Here is an 18432-nt window from a genome sequence, read left to right as displayed (position 1 = left end):
TTACACCTTAGCCACGAGTGGGCGACCAAGCAGGCCCTGAGGACGGAAGATCAGAATCACCACCAGCAGGGAGAAGCTGAACACGTCTTTGTAGTCAGAGTTGATCAACCCCGAGAACAGCGACTCGGAGATACCCAGGATGATCCCGCCCAACATCGCCCCAGGCAGGGAGCCGATGCCGCCGAGTACCGCTGCGGTAAATGCCTTGATGCCGATGATGAAGCCGGCATAGAAGTCGAAGGTGCCGTAGTTGAGGGTGATCAGCACGCCGGCCAGGGCGGCCATGGCGGCACCGATGACGAACACGTAGGAGATCACGCGGTCGGTGTTGATGCCCAGGATCGAGGCCATCTTGCGGTCTTGCTGGGTGGCGCGGCACATGCGGCCGAGCTTGGTGTATTTGATGATGTAGGTCAGCAGGCCCATGCCGAGAAACGCGGCCACCAGGATAAACACCTTGGTGTAGGTCAACTGCACGAAGCCCGTGCCGATATCGACGCGCCAGGCGCCGGCCAGCAGGGTTGGAATGCCTTGTTGTTTCGCGCCCTGAGCGATCTGCGCATAGTTTTGCAGGATCAGGGAGATACCGATGGCGCTGATCAGCGGTGCCAGTCGGGTGGAGTTGCGCAGCGGTTTGTAGGCGACACGCTCGATGACCCAACCGTACACGCCGGTGACGACCACGGTGAAGATCAGAGTGCCGAGAATGAGCAGCGGGAAGGATTCGATGCCGAAGTAAGCCAGCAGTGCCAGACTGATCGCCGCGAGGTAAGCGGAAATCATATAAACCTCGCCGTGGGCGAAGTTGATCATGCCAATGATGCCATAGACCATTGTGTAGCCGATGGCGATCAGGCCGTAGACCGACCCGAGGGTCAGGCCGTTGACCAGTTGCTGCAGGAAAATACCATCCATAACGCAATCTCACGCGGTGAGCACCTGCACACGGTTGAGTGCGCGGCGCTTCTGGAGGAAAAGACAGATATCGATATCAACACCACTCCCTGTGGGAGCGGGGCCCTGTGTGGGAGCTGGCTTGTGTGGGAGCTGGCTTGCCTGCGATTGCATCACCTGGGTATTACTGAAGTACCGAGGTGCCTGTATCGCAGGCAAGCCAGCTCCCACAACAAGCCCGCTCCTACATGGGTTCCGTGGTGCTTGTTCTTACTTCTGCTTTTCCAACTGGTGGTATTTGCCGTCTTTATCCCACTGGTAAACCACGTAGTCGGAGATTTTCAGGTCGCCCTTGGTATCCCAGGCTTTTTCGCCCATGACGGTTTTCACCGGGTGAGCCTTGAGCCACTTGGCGGCGTCTTCGCCTTTGTTGGATTTGGCGCCGTTGAAGCCAGCCGCCAGGGCCTGGATCGAGGCGTAGGCGTACAGGGTGTAGCCTTCTGGCTCAGTGCCGTTTTTACGGAACTCTTCCACCACGGTTTTGCTGTCTGGCAGCAGGCGCGGGTCGGCGCCGAAAGTCATGTACACACCATCCACGTATTGCTTGCCGCCAGCGGTGGCCACCAGTTCGTCGGTCACGACACCATCATCGGACATGAACTTGACGTCCTTGAGGCCGGCTTCACGAATCTGGCGAACCAGCGGACCGGCTTCCGGGTGCAGGCCGCCGAAGTACACGACGTCCGCACCAGTGGAGCGGATTTTGGTGACCAGCGCGCTGAAGTCTTTCTCGCCACGGGTCAGGCCTTCTTCCAGCACCGGCTTGACGCCGCGCTTGGTCAACTGGGCAGCAGTAGCGTCGGCCAGGCCTTTGCCGTAGGTGTCCTTGTCGTTGATGACCGCTACTTTTTTGCCTTTGAGCACGTCGACGATGTAGTCGCCGGCCACGATGCCTTGCTGGTCGTCACGCCCGCACATGCGGAACACGGCGCTCAGACCACGCTCGGTTACCTGTGGGTTGGTGGAGCCCGGGGTAATCATGATGATGCCCGCATCGGCATACACTTCAGACGCCGGGATGGTGTTGGACGAGCAGAAGTGCCCGACCACGCCGATCACTTTGTCCTGGTCGGCCAAGCGGTTGGCCACGGCCACGGCTTGCTTGGGCTCACAGGCGTCATCACCGGCAACCAGTTTGATCTGCTCGCCGTTGATGCCACCGGCCTTGTTGATAACATCGGCTGCCGCTTGGGCACCCTTCATGTACTGCTCACCGAAAGCTGCGTTGGCGCCCGTCATCGGGCCTGCCACGCCAATCTTCACATCAGCTTGAACAAACGCAGAAACACCCAACGCCGCTGCAACGGCGAGGGCCAGAAAACCTTTCTTGTAAAACGTCTGGGACATGAGTGGTGCTCCGAGGTTTTTGTTTATTGGCACTACGAATTCGCGTCAAACTTTCACAGGAAAGCCCAGAGCAAGGCGCGTGCCATTACTTTTTTATTCTTCAAAAAGACACGGTGTCATTGTTATTACAGGCGTTTCGACTCCCTTTGCCAGTACGTGCAACCGTCTAGCATCGAAAGGTGCAACCAATGAATCCAAAAAGTACAACCCTGGCAGGTCGCACCTGCAACCGGATGCATAAACGACAGTTCCTACAGCTGTAACAATGTGCGTAACGGAACTGCACATTTACAGTGCGTGATTGCTACGACTTGCACCAATACAGATTAGTAGCCTGCTAAGAAGATGCAGGCTTTTGACAGGTATTTCGCTGATCAGACCACGATCCGCAGGCATTGCCCGGCGTGATACAGCGAGAACCCCGCTTCATACAGGCAACTGCGCAGGCCCACCCCGGCCAGCGGTTGCATCGGCGCAAACGGGATCGGCAGCGCCTGTGGGTTCTGGTGACACAAATAGTCTGCAAAGGCTTTGCCCACCACACTGCCCGTGGTCACGCCGCGGCCGTTATAACCGGTGACGGCGACCAGACCGGGGGCCGGCTCGAACAGGCGCATCAGGTGGTCCGGGGTGAAGGCGATGCAGCCGGTCCAAGTGCATTCCCACTGCACCGATTTGAGGTACGGGAAGTAATGCTGCTGCACCCGATCGGCCCACGCCTTGAGGAACCACGTCGGTTTCTGGTTGCCATTGCCCAGGCTGCCGAGCAACAAGCGGCCATCCGCGTCGCGGCGGATGCTGCTTAACACCTGGCGTGTGTCCCACGAGCCCTGCCCGCCGGGGAGGATCTGTTTGGCGGCGTCGTCCGTCAGCGGTGCCGAGGCGACCTGGTAGTAATAGCCGGGGAAAAAGTTGCGCCGCAGCTCAGTCCATTCACCTTCGGTATAGGCGTTGGAGGCGATCACCACTTGCGCCGCCTGCACTGAACCTTGGGTGGTCTGCACCGACCAGACTGCACCTTGGCGTTCAAGCTGAGTGACTGGCGAATGATCGAACAGTTGCCCGCCAAGCCCCACGGCGGCATTCGCCAGGCCACTGGTGTAGGCCATTGGGTTCAAGGTGCCAGCGCGCCGGTCCAGCAGGGCGGCGGCGATCTTTTTGGTGCCGGTGGCCTGTTCACACGCCTGGCCCGTGAGCAGCTCGACGGGGGCGCCACGGCGTTTCCATTGCTCTTCGCGACTGCGCAAATCCGCCTCGCCACGGGCGTTATGCGCCATGTGCAAGGTGCCCTCACGGCGCAGTTGGCAATCAATCTTGTATTTGTCGATCAGGCTGAACACCAGCGACGGTGCCGCGCCCAGCATGCGGTTGAGCTGAATGCCCACCGCCTCGCCAAAACCGGCTTCGATCTCGTCCGGCGGGATCCACATACCGGCGTTGACCAGCCCGACGTTACGCCCCGAACCGCCATGGCCGGTGCGATGAGCCTCCAGCACGGCGACGCTTTTACCTTGTTCCAGCAAATGAATGGCGGCCGACAAGCCGGTGATACCGGCACCGATCACGCACACATCAACCTTGACCTCGCCCTTGAGCGCGGCGCGATCGGGCCGGCCTGGGGTGAGTTGTTCCCATAAACATGTTTCGCGTAGTGCCATTGCCAGACTCCGATGAGACCCAACAAACAACTATTTCCGAACTGCAAACCCAATCAACTGTGGGAGCTGGCTTGCCCGCGATAGCGGTGTATCAGTCACCACCGCTATCGCAGGCAAGCCAGCTCCCACATTGATCCCACTTCGACTTGGGGGATCAGTCGAAGGTGATGCCTTGGGCCAAGGGCAGCTCCAACGAGTAGTTCACGGTATTGGTCTGGCGACGCATATACCCGCGCCATGCATCCGAACCCGACTCACGCCCACCACCGGTCTCTTTCTCACCGCCAAACGCGCCACCAATCTCCGCGCCGCTCGGGCCGATGTTGACGTTGGCGATGCCGCAGTCACTGCCCACCGCCGACATGAACTGCTCGGCTTCACGCACGTCGGTGGTGAAGATGCACGAGGACAGGCCTTGCGGCACGGCGTTATTCAGGCGCAAGGCTTCGGTGAAGTCGCTGTAGCCAACCACATACAGAATCGGCGCGAAGGTTTCGGTACACACCACGTCACTTTGCTCGGGCATCTCCACAATGGCCGGCGACACGTAGTAGGCATTCGGGAACTTGTCTTCCAGCTGGCGCTTGCCGCCGAACACCTTGCCGCCTTCGCTCAAGGCTTGCTCCAGGGCGTCCTGCATGTTCTCGAAGCCGTGCTTGTCGATCAGCGGGCCGATCAGGTTGCCTTCCAGCGGGTGGCCGATGCGCACTTTGGAATAGGCGGCTTTGAGACGGGTAACGATTTCTTCCTTGACCGACTCATGGGCGATTAAACGGCGCAAGGTGGTGCAACGCTGGCCGGCAGTGCCGACGGCGCTGAACAGAATGGCGCGCACGGCCATGTCGAGGTCGGCGCTTGGGCCGAGGATCATCGCGTTGTTGCCGCCCAGCTCAAGGATGCTGCGGGCGAAACGTGCGGCGACTTTCGGCGCCACTTCGCGGCCCATGCGCGTGCTGCCGGTGGCGCTGATCAGCGCAACGCGCGGGTCATCCACCAGCGCCGCACCGGCGTCACGGCCGCCAATGATCACTTGGCTGAGGTAGTCGGGGGCGCCGTCGAACTTCTTCAGTACGCGCTCGAACAATGCCTGGCAGGCCAAGGCGGTCAGCGGGGTCTTTTCCGAGGGTTTCCAGATCACCGCGTTGCCGCACACCAGCGCCAGCGTGGTGTTCCACGCCCACACGGCGACCGGGAAGTTGAAGGCGCTGATCACGCCGACCACACCCAGCGGGTGCCAGGTTTCACGCATGTGGTGGCCTGGGCGCTCGGAGGCGATGGTCAAGCCGTACAACTGGCGGGACAGGCCCACGGCGAAGTCGCAGATGTCGATCATCTCCTGCACTTCACCCAAGCCTTCCTGGGTGATCTTGCCGGCCTCCCACGACACCAACTCGCCCAGGTCGGCTTTATATTCGCGCAATACATCGCCGAACTGGCGCACCAGCTCGCCGCGACGCGGTGCCGGCACCTTGCGCCAGGCCTCGAATGCATGCTCGGCGCGACTGACCTGCTGCTCCACTTCAGCGGCACCTTCCCAGTGCACACTGCCGATACGGCTGCCATCAATCGGCGAATGCACGGGCTGTTTACCCGACTGGTACAGCGCCGGGTTTACCCCGAGACGGTCAAGCAATGCGGCAACCATGGGTCACTCCTTCAAACTCAAACAGAAAATTCGCGCCGCCACAGACACGGCGATCCAGACCTTATTTGTAGCTGGCCCAAGACTTGCCAACAAACGACGATTAGGCGAGATATCATTCCGTTTACTCATGCAAAGAATAAAAAGAGGCGTGCCGTGCTGAATAAAAGACATTTGCCCTCGATCACCGCCCTGCAGTGTTTCGAAGCCGCCACCCGCCACCTGAGCTTCACCCGCGCTGCCGAGGAACTGAACCTCACGCAAAGCGCGGTGAGCAAGCAGGTCGCGCAGCTGGAAGAATTGCTCCAACACCTATTGTTTCGCCGGGTGCGCCGCCGCTTGCAGATGACCCCGGCAGGGGATTTGTACCTGGTGGAAGTGCGCAAGATCCTCACGCAAGTGGAGATGTCCACCCACTACCTGCGCTCCTACGGCGGCGAGACCGAAGTGCTGCGCGTGTCCACGCCCTACACGTTCGGCGCGCGCTGGCTGGTGCCGCGCCTCAAGGGCTGGCGTTTGCGTCACCCGCAGATCCACCTGGACCTGTGCAACGAGCAGGAGCCGGACGAACTGTTGCAAGGCAAGGCCGACATGGCTTTCTACTTCGGCCAGCGTTCACGGCCGGGCACCGAGAGCCTGAAACTGTTCAGCGAAGAGTTGGTGCCGGTGTGTGCGCCAGAGAGCTTGCCTGCGCAGCCATTCACCGACCCCACGCAACTGAGCAACCTGGTGCTGCTGCAAAACGCCTCGCGACCGCAAGGCTGGCATGACTGGTTCGCCAGCCAGGGCTACCAGACCGAGCACAGCTACCACGGGCCGCGTTTTGATACCTTTTATATGTGCATTCGGGCGGCGCAGGTCGGCTGTGGCGTGGCCTTGTTGCCGCGCTTTCTGGTGGAAGAAGAGCTGGCCGAGGGCAAGCTGGTGATTCCCTGGCAGCATGCGATGCCCAGCCAGGATGCGTATTACCTGGCGTATCCCGAGCATTCGGCGGAGGTGCCCAAGGTGCGTGAGTTTGTGAAGTGGATGATGGAGCAGGTTTAGCTCTTTTTGGGCTGCACCACCGCTATCGCAGGCAAGCCAGCGCCCACCTTTGGAATGCATTTCAAGTGTGGGAGCTGGCTTGCCTGCGATGAGGCCAGTGGCCGCACTGAAAAAATCACTGGCAAAACCCTACAGGTCTATGCGCCACTAGCACCCTTCCTTAATTGTGCGTAAAGGCCGGCGCCCATCGCCGACCCGTCTGGAGATTCCCGTTATGAGCGAGAGTGTGTTTGCCGATCGCATCGTGCAGAACTTGCTCGACACCGACTTCTACAAGTTGACCATGATGCAGGCGGTGCTGCACAACTACCCGAACGTGGAAGTTGAATGGGAGTTTCGTTGCCGCAACAGTGAAGACCTGCGCCCGTACCTGGCGGAAATCCGCTACCAGATCGAACGCCTCGCCGAGTTGAGCCTGAGCCCCGACCAGTTGGGCTTCCTGGAACGCATCAGCTTTATGAAGCCGGACTTCCTGCGCTTTCTGGGGTTGTTTCGCTTCAACCTGCGCTACGTGCAAACCGGCATCGAAAACGGCGAGCTGTTTATCCGCCTGCGCGGGCCGTGGCTGCATGTGATCCTGTTTGAAGTGCCGATGCTGGCCATCGTCAGCGAAGTGCGTAACCGCTACCGCTACCAGACCGTCATCCTCGAACAGGCCCGCGAACAGCTGTACCGCAAGTTCGACTGGCTGTCCGCCAATGCCAGCAGCGAAGAACTGTCGGAGCTGCAAGTGGCCGACTTCGGCACCCGCCGGCGCTTCTCGTACCGCGTGCAGGAAGAAGTGGTCAGCGTGCTCAAGCACGACTTCCCCGGGCGTTTTGTCGGCACCAGCAACGTGCACCTGGCCCGCGAGTTCGACATGAAACCGCTGGGCACCATGGCCCACGAATGGATCATGGCCCACCAACAACTCGGCCCGCGCCTGATCGACAGCCAGATCGCCGCCCTCGATTGCTGGGTACGCGAATACCGTGGCCTGCTCGGCATCGCGCTGACCGACTGCATCACCACCGACGCGTTCCTGGGCGATTTCGACCTGTACTTCGCCAAGCTCTTCGACGGCCTGCGCCACGACTCCGGTGACCCGATTCAATGGGCCGAAAAAGCCATCGCCCACTACCACAAGCTCGGTATCGAGCCGATGAGCAAGACCCTGGTGTTCTCCGACAGCCTGACGCTGCCCAAGGCCCTGGAGATTTTCCGCGCATTGCGCGGTCGCATTAATGTCAGCTTCGGTATCGGCACCAACCTGACCTGTGACATTCCGGGTGTTGAACCGATGAGCATCGTGCTTAAAATGACTGCCTGTAATGGCCAGCCCGTGGCGAAGATTTCCGATGAGGCAGGCAAGACCCACTGCACCGACCCCAATTTTGTCGCCTATTTGCGTCACGTTTTTAAAGTACCTGCCCTTTCCAGCAAGGAGTGAATCATGCAAGCCGTACAGCGTGAGATTGCGCAGCAGCTCAAGGTCCAAGCACCGTTCAACGACCAGGCCGCCCTTGAGGCCGAAGTGGCGCGCCGCGTAGGGTTTATCCAGGACTGCCTGCGCAATTCCGGGCTCAAGAGCTTGGTGCTGGGCATCAGCGGCGGTGTCGACTCGCTGACCGCCGGCCTGCTGGCCCAGCGTGCAATGAAAGAACTGCGTGCCAGCACAGGTGATGAGGCCTACCGTTTTATCGCGGTGCGCCTGCCCTACGAAACCCAGTTCGACGAACACGACGCCCAGGCGTCGGTGGACTTTATCGACCCGGACGAGCGCCACACCGTGAACATCGGCCCGGCGGTTAAATCCCTGGCCAATGAAGTGGCGGCGTTTGAAGGCAAGGCGGCGGTGTCGCGTGATTTCGTGCTGGGCAACACCAAGGCGCGCATGCGCATGGTGGCGCAGTACACCATCGCCGGCGCGGCCGGTGGCCTGGTGATCGGTACCGACCATGCAGCGGAAGCGGTGATGGGCTTTTTCACCAAGTTCGGTGACGGTGCCTGCGACCTGGCGCCGTTGAGCGGGCTGGTGAAGAACCAGGTGCGTGCGATTGCGCGGCACTTTGGCGCGCCGGAGTCGCTGGTCGAGAAGATCCCGACTGCCGACCTTGAAGACCTGTCGCCGGGCAAACCGGACGAAGCGTCACACGGCGTGACCTACGCCGAGATCGATGCGTTCCTGCACGGCGAGCCGGTGCGTGAGGAAGCGTTCAAGATTATCTGCGACACGTATCGCAAGACTGAGCACAAGCGCGTCATGCCATTTGCGCCGTGAGGTAGACCGCAATCGCAGCGGTGCGACGATTCGACAAGCCAGCTCCCACACTTGACCGAGTTCCAACAGGGGAACGCGGTCAAATGTGGGAGCTGGCTTGCCTGCGATGAACGATAACGCGGTGTTACTTGACTACCACAGTGCCTTTCATCATCGAGATGTGGCCCGGGAACGAGCAGAAGAACGCGTAATCCGTGCCGGCAGCCAGTTTCGACACATCAAACGTCACCGAATCTTTCTCACCAGCACCAATGATCTTGGTGTGAGCGATGATGCGAGTGTCGCCGTCTTTGAGGTAGTTTTTGTCGATACCAGCGGCCATGCCGTCGCTGGCAACGCCCGGCATGTCGGCGGCGGAACTCAGCACCCAGTTATGGCCCATGACGTTTTTCGGCAAGCTGCCGGAGTGTTCAAGGTTCACGGTGAACTTCTTGCAGCTCTTGTCGATGGTGATTTCTTTGGTGTTGAAGGACATCTGGTCGGTGGAATCAACAGTGACCGCGCACTCTGCAGCAAGCAACTGGCCGCTCGCCAGTGTCAGCAGGGAAACAGCAACGATTTTGGCAAACATGTGAATCTCCAAGGCAGGGTTTAAAAAACGCGTATTGCGACTAGGGTGCCCCAAGCAGGCTGAAATTCTTATGATCTGAATCAACAGATTGTATACAACTTTAGGCTATCAGACTGATCAACACAATCTACCAGCCAAACAACCGCCACCCGCTTATGATCGCTCCATCACCCACCGGAGCGTCTGCCATGCACTTCAATCAGTTCTTCAACGGCCTCTTGGCCGCGTATGCCTGCGGTAAGTGAAGGCCAATCGCGCTGCTAAGCTGCTACCATAGCGACCCAAGGCAGCTGCGCGCCGCCCACCCTCACCTTCGACCCTAGAGGATCGCCCATGGCCAAACCTAATTACTCCTTCGCCAAACGTCAGAGAGACTTGGCCAAGGAGCAGAAGAAAGAGGAAAAGCTGCAACGCAAGAAAGCCGCTGCAGATGAAGAAGCAGGCGCACTGAACCCGGATGCTGAAGGTGAAGTGGCTGCTGATGACACCGAGACACCGAAAGACCCGGCGGAATAAATTTTGTTGAGGTGAGCAGGCCCTCCCTGCTCACCCCAACCCACTGTTACTCCAGCGGCATCACCGTCACCCGAACCTCCGGGTCATGGTTCCCTCCTCCCAGAATCACCCCACGCAACGGCGACACATCCGAGAAATCACGGCCCCAGGCCAGAGTGATGTGCTCCAGTGCCGGCTGCACGTTATTCGTCGGATCAAAATCCACCCAGCCCGCCACCGGGCAAAACACCGAGACCCAGGCGTGGGATGCATCGGCGCCGATCAGACGTGGCTGGCCGGGCGGTGGCTGGGTCAGCAGGTAGCCGCTGATGTAACGCGCGGCCAGGCCCCGCGAGCGCAGGCACGCGAGCATCAGGTGAGCGAAGTCCTGGCACACGCCGCGTCGGCGCTCCAGCACTTCCACCAAGGGCGTGGCGACCTGGGTGGCTTCGGCATCGAAGGTGAATTCGCTGAAGATCTTCTGCATCAAGGCCTGCACGCCCAGCAGCAACGGCACGCCTGGCGGGAAGCAGCTTTCGGAGAACTCGACGAAGGTGCTCTTCAGGTGCACGTAGGGCGACTCGAAGCGATAACGGCAGGCTTCGAGCATCTCCGGCGACAGCACCTGGCTGCTGTAGGTCAGGCTGTCGCGCGTCTGGTCCCAAGGCGGTGACTGCTGGAAATCCAGCGCCGGCCGCGCCAGCACTTCCACGGTCAGCCCGGCATTGACCAGCAATTCATCATGGGGCCGTTCGAACGCCAGCCGGGTGATCGGGTTGCCGAACACGTCCAGCTCATCACGACGCGACGACGGCTGCGGGCTGATATCCAATTGCTGGGAACTGCAGCGCTGCCACGCACATGGGCGCGGCCACAGGTGTGCCAACTGCTGGGCCAGGGACACCGGGCTGTCGTAGTGGTAATGGGTATCGTGAAAGATCTGATAGCGCGCACTCATCACACCGACACCGTTTGCTGGCTGACATCATCCACATGGGCAAAGTGGCGCAACGCCAGGCGATCCGACACTTGCCCGCTCTCATCGGCGACCGCTTGCAGCAGGTCCGCCAGGCCGTCCAACGCGGCACGTACGCTGGATTCGCCGAACAGCGGGTTCTCCAGGCAGCCCAGATCAAAACGCGACAGGCGCTCCACCAACGGCGCCAGGCCGGTTTCCCGTGGCACGCCAAAGTCATCATTGAGACGCCGCAGGGTGCGGCTGACCAGCTTCAACTGGAACAGCACCGCATGCGGGTTCTGCTCATCGAGCAGCAACAAGTCGAGCACCGGGATCAGTTGCGGCACGGCCAGGTAACGCGAGCGATAGGTGATGCTGCTATTGCCCAGCTCCAGCAGCCATTCCAGCCCGGCCTGATCAAATACCGCCACGCCACGCAGGAACGCGGCGAGGCTGCTGCTGAGAAATTGCAGGCGCTCAATACGCCGGCCCATCATCAAAAAGCGCCAGCCTTCATCACGGGTCATGTCATCCAGGGCAAACCCGGACAGCGCCGCCAGGGACATCACCAGGCGGTTGAGGAAGTCCAGCAACTCGCCAAAATCCGGGGCCTCGCTTTCCAACTCCAGGGCTTCGCGCTGCAACTCCACTAGCGCTTGCCAGTTCTCGCGGGACAACTTGCCACGCACCTGGGACGCCGCCCACTGCAAGCGTTGCAGGTTGGCGCGCAGGCTCGACGGCCAGTCATCGCCGAGCAAAGCGGCAAGCAGGCGCTCGGGCAGTTCGCCCTCCTCCGGCAACAAGCGCAGGGTCTCGCCCAGCTCGACAGCGGCCTGCAAGGCTTGCGGGTCGTCGCCATCGACATAACGCGCCAGCACAATGCGCAGCCAGCGCGCGCTGTCATCACAGCGTTCGCAGTAACGGCCAAACCAGAACAGGTTTTCCACTACGCGCGACGGCAGATAAGGGTCGCGCCGCACCAGATCATGTACGCCAATCGCCCGTTGCGCGCGCCAATGCTCGCCGCCGACAGCGCGATCGCCGAGCACCCACGTGTCTTTGCTCGCGCCACCACGCTGCATCGACACCACTTCGGCATCCGCCTCAGCCGCCACGCGAGTCAGGCCGCCGGGCAGTACACGGTAGCCGTCAGCGCTGGCCACCGCGTACACGCGCATGCCGATGGCACGGTGTTGCAGATGGTCGTCGACGGTGTGCCATACCGGCGCCTGGGACAATTGCGCCAGCTCCTGGGCCACATAGGCGTAAGGCCGCGCACGCATGCGCTCGGCCAGGGCCAGGCGTTGCTCTTCGTTCAAATCGCGGCCGAATACCGGCGCGAAGCTTTGCGAAGGAAACGCTGGTTTGATCAGCAATTCCGGCAGCTTTTCCAAGGCTTCGGCCAGCACCGGCGCCTCGCCGCACCACCAGGTGGCGATGGACGGCAGGATCAGTTCTTCACCAAACAAAAACTCGTTGATCTTCGGCAGAAAGCCGAGCAAACCGGGCGACTCCAGCACGCCGCTGCCCAAGGCATTGGCCACCAGCACATTGCCCTGGCGCACCGCATCCAGCAGGCCGGGCACGCCCAGCGCCGAGTCGGTGCGCAGCTCCAGCGGGTCGCAGAAATCGTCGTCCAGGCGCCGCATGATCGCGTGCACCCGGCGCAGGCCGCTGAGGGTTTTGAGGAACACCGTGCTGTCGCGCACCGTGAGGTCGCCGCCTTCCACCAACGGGTAGCCGAGCTGGCGCGCCAGGTAGAGGTGTTCGAAATAGCTTTCGTTGAAACGCCCCGGCGTGAGCAGCACGATCAACGGTGGCTGGTCATCACCGGGCGCCTGGCGGGCCAGGGTTTCCTGGAGCGTGCGGAAGAAACCGGTGAGGTGTTGAACCTGCAAATCGCGGTACAGATCCGGGAATGCACGGGACACGATGGTGCGGTTTTCCAGCGCGTAACCTGCGCCCGATGGCGCCTGGGTACGGTCGGCGGTGACCCACCAACGGCCATCCGGGGTGCGCGCCAGGTCCACGGCATACAGGTGCAGAAACGCGCCGTCCGGTGGCTGAATGCCCTGGCACGGCCACAGGAAGTTGTTGTGCCCAAACACCAGCTCCGCCGGCAACAGGCCTTCTTTGATCAAGCGCTGCGGGCCGTACAGGTCGGCGAGCACGGCATTGAGCAAACGCGCACGCTGGGCGATACCGGCCGACAGGTGCTGCCACTCATCGGCGGCCAGCACATGGGGCAGCAGATCCAGCTCCCACGGGCGGTCGGCGCCTTTGGGGTCGGCGTAGACGTTGTAGGTCACGCCGTTTTCCTGGATCTGCCGGGTCAGCAACGCCTGGCGCTGGGCCAGTTGCACGGGCGTACTGCGTTGCAGGTGATCGAGCAGGCGCTGCCAATGGGCACGCACCGCGCCACTGTCGTCGAGCAGTTCGTGATAGGTGCCCGCAGTGAGCGGGTAACGGTCGAGCAAGTCGGGCATGGAACGCTCGGCAGAGGCAAGGGAAGTCAGTTTAAATCAAATTCAACGCGATCTTGTGTGGGAGCTGGCTTGCCTGCGATAGCGGTTTTCCTACCACCTGATTGGCTGGCTGATACACCGCTATCGCAGGCAAGCCAGCTCCCACATTTTAGATCTCATTTAGTCATTTTTATTGGGGAAACGCCGCAAATCCAGGGTCATTGGTAGTTCATCGTTAATCACCAAGGGCGGCACAGGCAATTTGCCTGGGCTGTGGCCGATGCGGAAAAACCGCGCCATACGCCGGCTCTCCGCCTCATTGGCATTCACCGGCAAGCTGTCGTAATTGCGCCCACCCGGATGCGCGACGTGGTACTGGCAGCCGCCCAGCGAGCGTTGCATCCAGGTATCGAGCAAGTCGAACACCAACGGCGCATGCACCGCGATGGTCGGTTGCAAACAGTTAGCCGGTTGCCAGGCGCGATAACGCACGCCAGCGACGAACTCGCCGATACGCCCGGTCGGCTGCAACGGCACCGGGATGCCGTTGCAGGTCAGCAGGTAGCGTTGCGGCGCCAAGCCGCTCAACTTCACCTGCAAGCGTTCCAGGGATGAGTCCACGTAACGCACCGTGCCACCGACGGCGCCTTCTTCGCCCAGCACGTGCCAAGGCTCCAACGCCTGGCGCAACTCCAGTTCGATACCGCCGACGGCGTAGTCGCCGACCTTGGGGAAACGAAACGCCAGGTGTGCGGCAAACCATTCGGCGCGCAGCGGGTAACCAGCAGCATTCAGCTCGACGATCACGTCGGCAAAATCCTGCTCGATAAAGTGTGGCAGCAAGAAACGGTCGTGCAGCTCAGTGCCCCAGCGCGCCAGTTTTGCTGGCGCATACGGCTCACGCCAGAAGCGCGCGACCAAGGCTCGCAACAGCAACTGTTGGGTGAGGCTCATGCGCGCATGGGGCGGCATTTCGAACGCACGCAGTTCCAACAGACCCAGGCGGCCAGTGGCGCCATCGGGCGAGTAGAGTTTGTCGATGCAGAATTCGGCGCGGTGGGTGTTGCCGGTCACGTCGATCAGCAGGTTGCGCAACAGCCGGTCGACCAACCATGGCGGGCATTCTTCGCCAGGCTCGGGCATTTGTGCGAAGGCGATTTCCAGCTCATACAGCGCGTCGTTACGCGCTTCATCCACCCGTGGCGCCTGGGAGGTCGGGCCGATAAACAGCCCGGAAAACAGGTACGACAAGGACGGATGGTTATGCCAGTAGCTGATCAGGCTGCGCAGCAAATCCGGGCGGCGCAGGAACGGTGAGTCTTTCGGCGTCGCGCCGCCCAGCACAAAGTGGTTACCACCGCCGGTGCCGGTGTGGCGCCCGTCGATCATGAACTTTTCGGTGGTCAGGCGGGTTTGCCGCGCCTCTTCGTAGAGGAACTCGGTGCGCTCCACTAGCTCATCCCAAGTGGCGGACGGCTGCACATTGACCTCGATCACACCCGGGTCCGGCGTGACCCGGAAGTTGCTTAAGCGCGTATCGAACGGCGGCTCGTACCCTTCCAGCAACACCGGGCAATGCAGTTCTTCGGCGGTGGCTTCAATAGCGGCCACCAACTCCAGGTAATCCTCGACGCGTTCCAGCGGCGGCATAAACAGGTACAAACGCCCTTCCCGTGCTTCGGCACACAAGGCGGTGCGGGTCAGCCAGTCGGCGGATTCGTCGACCTTCGGCTCGCGCTCGTCGCTCGGCGCAGGCGTGGCGTGGCTTTGCAGTTGGGCGGTGGTCGGCAGCTCCGGCTGATCCTGATTCGGGTCGGTGGGATGCACAAATGGGTATTCCGCCGCCGTCACCCATGGCTGCGAGGCCAACGGCAGGCGGTAGCCCAGCGGCGAGTCACCCGGTACCAGTCGGCAGTGGTTATCACGCAGGTACCAGCGCCCGCTCTGCCAGCGGTCATTGGCCGCCGTGCGCGCCAGCGGCAGCACTTGGCCGATGACTTTATCCAGGCCCTGGCTGAACACTTTGCGCAGGCGCTCGCGCTCAAGATCGTCGCTTAAACGCGGGTCCTGGGCGGTAACGTTTTGCGGCAGCGCACCTTCGCGCCACAGGTAGTAGAAGTTGTCTTCGAAAGCCGGGAACACAAAGCGTGCCGGCAGTTTAAGGCGCTCGGCGACACTGGCCAGGAAGCGCCCGGCCATCACGCCATCGGCGCCGTAGTCCTGTTGTTCATCGGCGATCAGCGCGCTGTTGTGCCAGATCGGCACGCCGTCGCGGCGCCAGTAGCAATTGAGCGACCAGCGCGGCAGTTGCTCGCCGGGGTACCACTTGCCCTGGCCGAAATGCACCAGGCCTTTGGGCGCGTAGTGTGTGCGCATGCGCTGGAACAGCTCGGCGGACAGGCGACGCTTGTCCGGCCCCAGCGCCGCGGTGTTCCACTCGGCGCCGTCGGGATCATCGATGGAGACAAAGGTCGGTTCGCCGCCCATGGTCAGGCGCACGTCATCCTTGAGCAGGTCGGCGTCGATCTGCCGGCCCAACGCCTGGATCGCCAGCCATTGCTCTTCGGTGTAGGGCTTGGTGACGCGCGGCGCTTCCCAAATGCGCTCCACCGACATCTCGTGGGTAAATTCGCACTCGCAGGGTTCCACCAGCCCGCTGATTGGCGCAGCGGACGAAGGATCAGGGCTACAGGCCAATGGGATATGCCCTTCACCGGCGAACAGCCCGGAGGTGGCGTCCAGGCCGATCCAGCCCGCGCCGGGCAAATACACCTCGCACCAGGCGTGCAGGTCGGTGAAGTCGACTTCGGTGCCGGACGGGCCATCGAGGGCTTTGACGTCGGCGGTGAGCTGGATCAGATAACCGGACACAAACCGCGCCGCCAACCCCAGGTTGCGCAGTAGTTGCACCAGCAGCCACGCCGAATCGCGGCAGGAGCCGGAAGCGGCGCCCAAGGTGAATTCCGGCGTTTGTACGCCCGGCTCCATGCGGATCAGGTAACCGATATCGGCGGCCAGGCGCTGGTTAAGCCCGACCAGAAAATCCACAGCCGGCAGCGGCGTGCGGTCGATGCCGGCCAGATAGGCGGCAAACTTTGGCGTCAGCGGCAAGGTTTCCAGGTACGGCGCCAGCTCACGCTGCTCATCGGCGGCGTAGCTGAAGGGGATTTTTTCGGCGTAGGGCTCGAGGAAAAAATCGAACGGGTTGAATACCGCCATCTCGGCGACGAGGTCGACCTCAATGCGCAACTCATCAGTCTTTTCCGGGAATACCAGGCGCGCCAGGTAATTGCCCTGCGGGTCTTGCTGCCAATTGATGAAGTGCTGCTCGGGCAGCACTTTGAGCGCGTAAGACAAGATCCGCGTGCGGCTATGGGCAGCCGGGCGCAAGCGCACGATCTGTGGGCCGAGTTCGACAGCGCGGTCATAGCGGTAATGCGTAACGTGGTGCAACGCGACATGAATCGACACGGCGGCCTCCTGCGAGCCAGGGCATGAACACAAAGCGCGCAAGACTTATGCCAGAGCGGCCGTCATTGCGCTTTATCGTAAGACCCGGTGCAGTACAGCACCAAAACGGCGCCAACGTGGGTGCCGTGGTGCAAGGCTTGCACATATTTGTGGCGTGCGTGTGAGGCCGGGTGGTGAATCTACCCAGTCAGCGCGTTTTGTGGCGAGCGATCGTGGCTTCGCGAAGGTGGCGGACTTCGAGCAGCTTTTGGCGCATTTCGCGGTGGCGCTTGCTGTTAAGCAGGAGCAACCCCAACAGCGGAAAGAGCACAGCCGAGCCGTAGACCAGTTTGGGAATGGGGTACTGGATCATCGGCAGCACGAACAGCAGGCAGCAACCCAGATAACCCGCCACCAGGCCGGTGGCCCATGGGCGGCCACGCGTAACCATCACGTTGGCAAAGACCAGCACCGTCACCAGCAGCAAAATCGCCAGGCCTGAGTAGTCGGATTTAAGCGACGGATCGACACCCCGCAAATACGTCACGCCGGCGAGGGATACAGCAGACGCGCCGGAAAAGATCGCCATGAAGATTGTGCCCATGAACACCGGGAAATAGCGCGCGAGAAAACTGCCCATGTCGGGGAAACCTTTCATTCGGTGAGGTCCTCGTACAAGCCGATTGCAAGGGTGGTGGCAGTGCCCACGCTACCGCTGCGGTAGCTGCCCACGATACCGAGGATGCCGCCCAATGCGTCTTTCATCTGGGTCAGGGTGGCATGCCGAATTTCCGTGGAGCTGAAGCTCTTGGTCAGTTTGCCTGCACGCTGCTGCAACTTGAGCAACTTGGGCGTCAGGCTGGGGTCGCGCAGGCTTAGCAGCTCCTTGGTCAGTTTCTTGCGTTCCTGGCGATTCAAACCCTTGAGCAATTCATACCAACTCTTGCCCAGAGCGGCAGCCTTTTTGGCCCTGAGCAGCTTCACCGTGGTCAGCGCGCCGGTGCCGATCCCCACCAGGGAAGCCGTATCAAGGATGGTTGAAACAGCGCCGAACCATTCGGCGTCATCCATCCGGTCGTTAGCGTCAGGGTCGAGTATCTCGTTGTAGGTACGCGCCACGCCAAACCCGCATTGCGCACTGCTGGCCAGCGCCGCCGTCACGCCAATGCCCACCACGAACGCGCTGGCGCCCGCCGTAAAAGGCACGGCGACGCTGCCGCTGAACACCACGATCCAACCGATAATCGCGGCGGTGCACGACAAGCCCATATCAAACGCCTCTTTTCTGAGGCGTTCTTCCCGTGGGTCGGTCTTGACCTGCTCCACAAACTGCGCGGGCGAAATGTACTTCTGTGCTTCGCGCAAAATGATGCGCTTGGGCTTGATGCTGCAGAGGGGCTTGAATTCGCGCAGGGTGATGACATTGAAGTCGGCGTCGATGTACACCACACCGGCGCCGACAATGCCGGGGTCGGCATCGATGGCGGCGAACAACCGTGGCAGGTTGATCTGGCTTTCGATGCGCTGGCGCGCCATGAATTGGGAGCGGTTGGAGTCCATGCCGATGGAGAGCAGGGGGTTGCTCATG

Annotated in this window: 14 protein-coding genes; 4 read left to right on the top strand and 10 right to left on the bottom strand. The window is 61.3% G+C overall.

From position 1 onward, the window contains the following. The 4 genes from HU759_RS03665 to HU759_RS03650 all read right to left on the bottom strand — a co-directional run bounded on the left by HU759_RS03665 (position 1) and on the right by HU759_RS03650 (position 5604). Positions 1-915, bottom strand: coding sequence for a branched-chain amino acid ABC transporter permease (locus tag HU759_RS03665; RefSeq protein ID WP_017136076.1), 915 nt, complete (start codon positions 913-915; stop codon positions 1-3). A 249-nt stretch (positions 916-1164) separates the two neighbouring features. Beyond that, the gene (locus HU759_RS03660; RefSeq protein ID WP_099548106.1) at positions 1165-2301 is read right to left on the bottom strand and encodes a branched-chain amino acid ABC transporter substrate-binding protein; all 1137 of its coding nucleotides are present in this window, start codon (positions 2299-2301) and stop codon (positions 1165-1167) included. A gap of 374 nt (positions 2302-2675) precedes the next feature. Next, entirely contained in the window at positions 2676-3959 is a 1284-nt protein-coding gene (locus tag HU759_RS03655) for an FAD-binding oxidoreductase (protein WP_138453889.1), read from the bottom strand. 154 nt (positions 3960-4113) lie between these two features. Next, a complete protein-coding gene (locus tag HU759_RS03650) occupies positions 4114-5604 on the bottom strand; it encodes an aldehyde dehydrogenase family protein (RefSeq protein ID WP_017138439.1) in 1491 nt (496 codons plus the stop codon). A gap of 153 nt (positions 5605-5757) precedes the next feature. Here HU759_RS03650 and HU759_RS03645 point away from each other — a divergent pair, with 153 nt between their 5' ends. From HU759_RS03645 to nadE, 3 genes are all read left to right on the top strand, one after another. Continuing rightward, positions 5758-6645: a LysR family transcriptional regulator gene (locus tag HU759_RS03645; RefSeq protein ID WP_017138440.1), complete on the top strand. Its 888-nt coding sequence runs from the start codon at positions 5758-5760 to the stop codon at positions 6643-6645. Positions 6646-6859: 214 nt separating this feature from the next. Further along, positions 6860-8074, top strand: coding sequence for a nicotinate phosphoribosyltransferase (gene pncB / locus HU759_RS03640; protein WP_017138441.1), 1215 nt, complete (start codon positions 6860-6862; stop codon positions 8072-8074). 3 nt (positions 8075-8077) lie between these two features. Next, the gene (gene nadE, locus HU759_RS03635; protein WP_065930662.1) at positions 8078-8905 is read left to right on the top strand and encodes an ammonia-dependent NAD(+) synthetase; all 828 of its coding nucleotides are present in this window, start codon (positions 8078-8080) and stop codon (positions 8903-8905) included. A gap of 124 nt (positions 8906-9029) precedes the next feature. Here the strand turns inward: nadE and azu are convergent, their stop codons facing one another. Further along, the gene (gene azu / locus HU759_RS03630) at positions 9030-9476 is read right to left on the bottom strand and encodes an azurin (RefSeq protein ID WP_017138443.1); all 447 of its coding nucleotides are present in this window, start codon (positions 9474-9476) and stop codon (positions 9030-9032) included. 333 nt (positions 9477-9809) lie between these two features. On the opposite strand from azu, the gene HU759_RS03625 reads away from it, so the two are divergent. Then, the gene (locus HU759_RS03625; protein ID WP_017138444.1) at positions 9810-9992 is read left to right on the top strand and encodes a hypothetical protein; all 183 of its coding nucleotides are present in this window, start codon (positions 9810-9812) and stop codon (positions 9990-9992) included. A 46-nt stretch (positions 9993-10038) separates the two neighbouring features. Here HU759_RS03625 and HU759_RS03620 read toward each other — a convergent pair whose 3' ends face one another. From HU759_RS03620 to HU759_RS03600, 5 genes are all read right to left on the bottom strand, one after another. After that, positions 10039-10929 carry a transglutaminase family protein gene (locus HU759_RS03620; protein ID WP_170040302.1) on the bottom strand — a complete coding sequence of 297 codons (891 nt, stop codon included), beginning with the start codon at positions 10927-10929 and terminating at the stop codon, positions 10039-10041. Further along, positions 10929-13415 carry a circularly permuted type 2 ATP-grasp protein gene (locus HU759_RS03615; RefSeq protein ID WP_017138446.1) on the bottom strand — a complete coding sequence of 829 codons (2487 nt, stop codon included), beginning with the start codon at positions 13413-13415 and terminating at the stop codon, positions 10929-10931. The genes HU759_RS03620 and HU759_RS03615 overlap by 1 nt, the downstream gene beginning before the upstream one ends. Positions 13416-13574: 159 nt before the next feature. Then, positions 13575-16865: a transglutaminase family protein gene (locus HU759_RS03610; RefSeq protein WP_186617991.1), complete on the bottom strand. Its 3291-nt coding sequence runs from the start codon at positions 16863-16865 to the stop codon at positions 13575-13577. A gap of 187 nt (positions 16866-17052) precedes the next feature. Next, positions 17053-17502, bottom strand: a complete 450-nt coding sequence (locus HU759_RS03605; protein ID WP_170040298.1) for a hypothetical protein — start codon at positions 17500-17502, stop codon at positions 17053-17055. After that, entirely contained in the window at positions 17499-18431 is a 933-nt protein-coding gene (locus tag HU759_RS03600; protein ID WP_099548100.1) for an NAD synthetase, read from the bottom strand. Before HU759_RS03600 ends, HU759_RS03605 begins: the two co-directional genes overlap by 4 nt. Between the last annotated feature and the right edge of the window lies 1 nt (position 18432).

The organism is Pseudomonas sp. OE 28.3 (genome assembly GCF_014268205.2).
In the GTDB taxonomy this organism is placed as follows: Bacteria; Pseudomonadota; Gammaproteobacteria; order Pseudomonadales; family Pseudomonadaceae; genus Aquipseudomonas; species Aquipseudomonas edaphica.
Note: the sequence above shows the minus strand (reverse complement) of the source record. Positions and strands in the feature narration are given on the sequence as shown.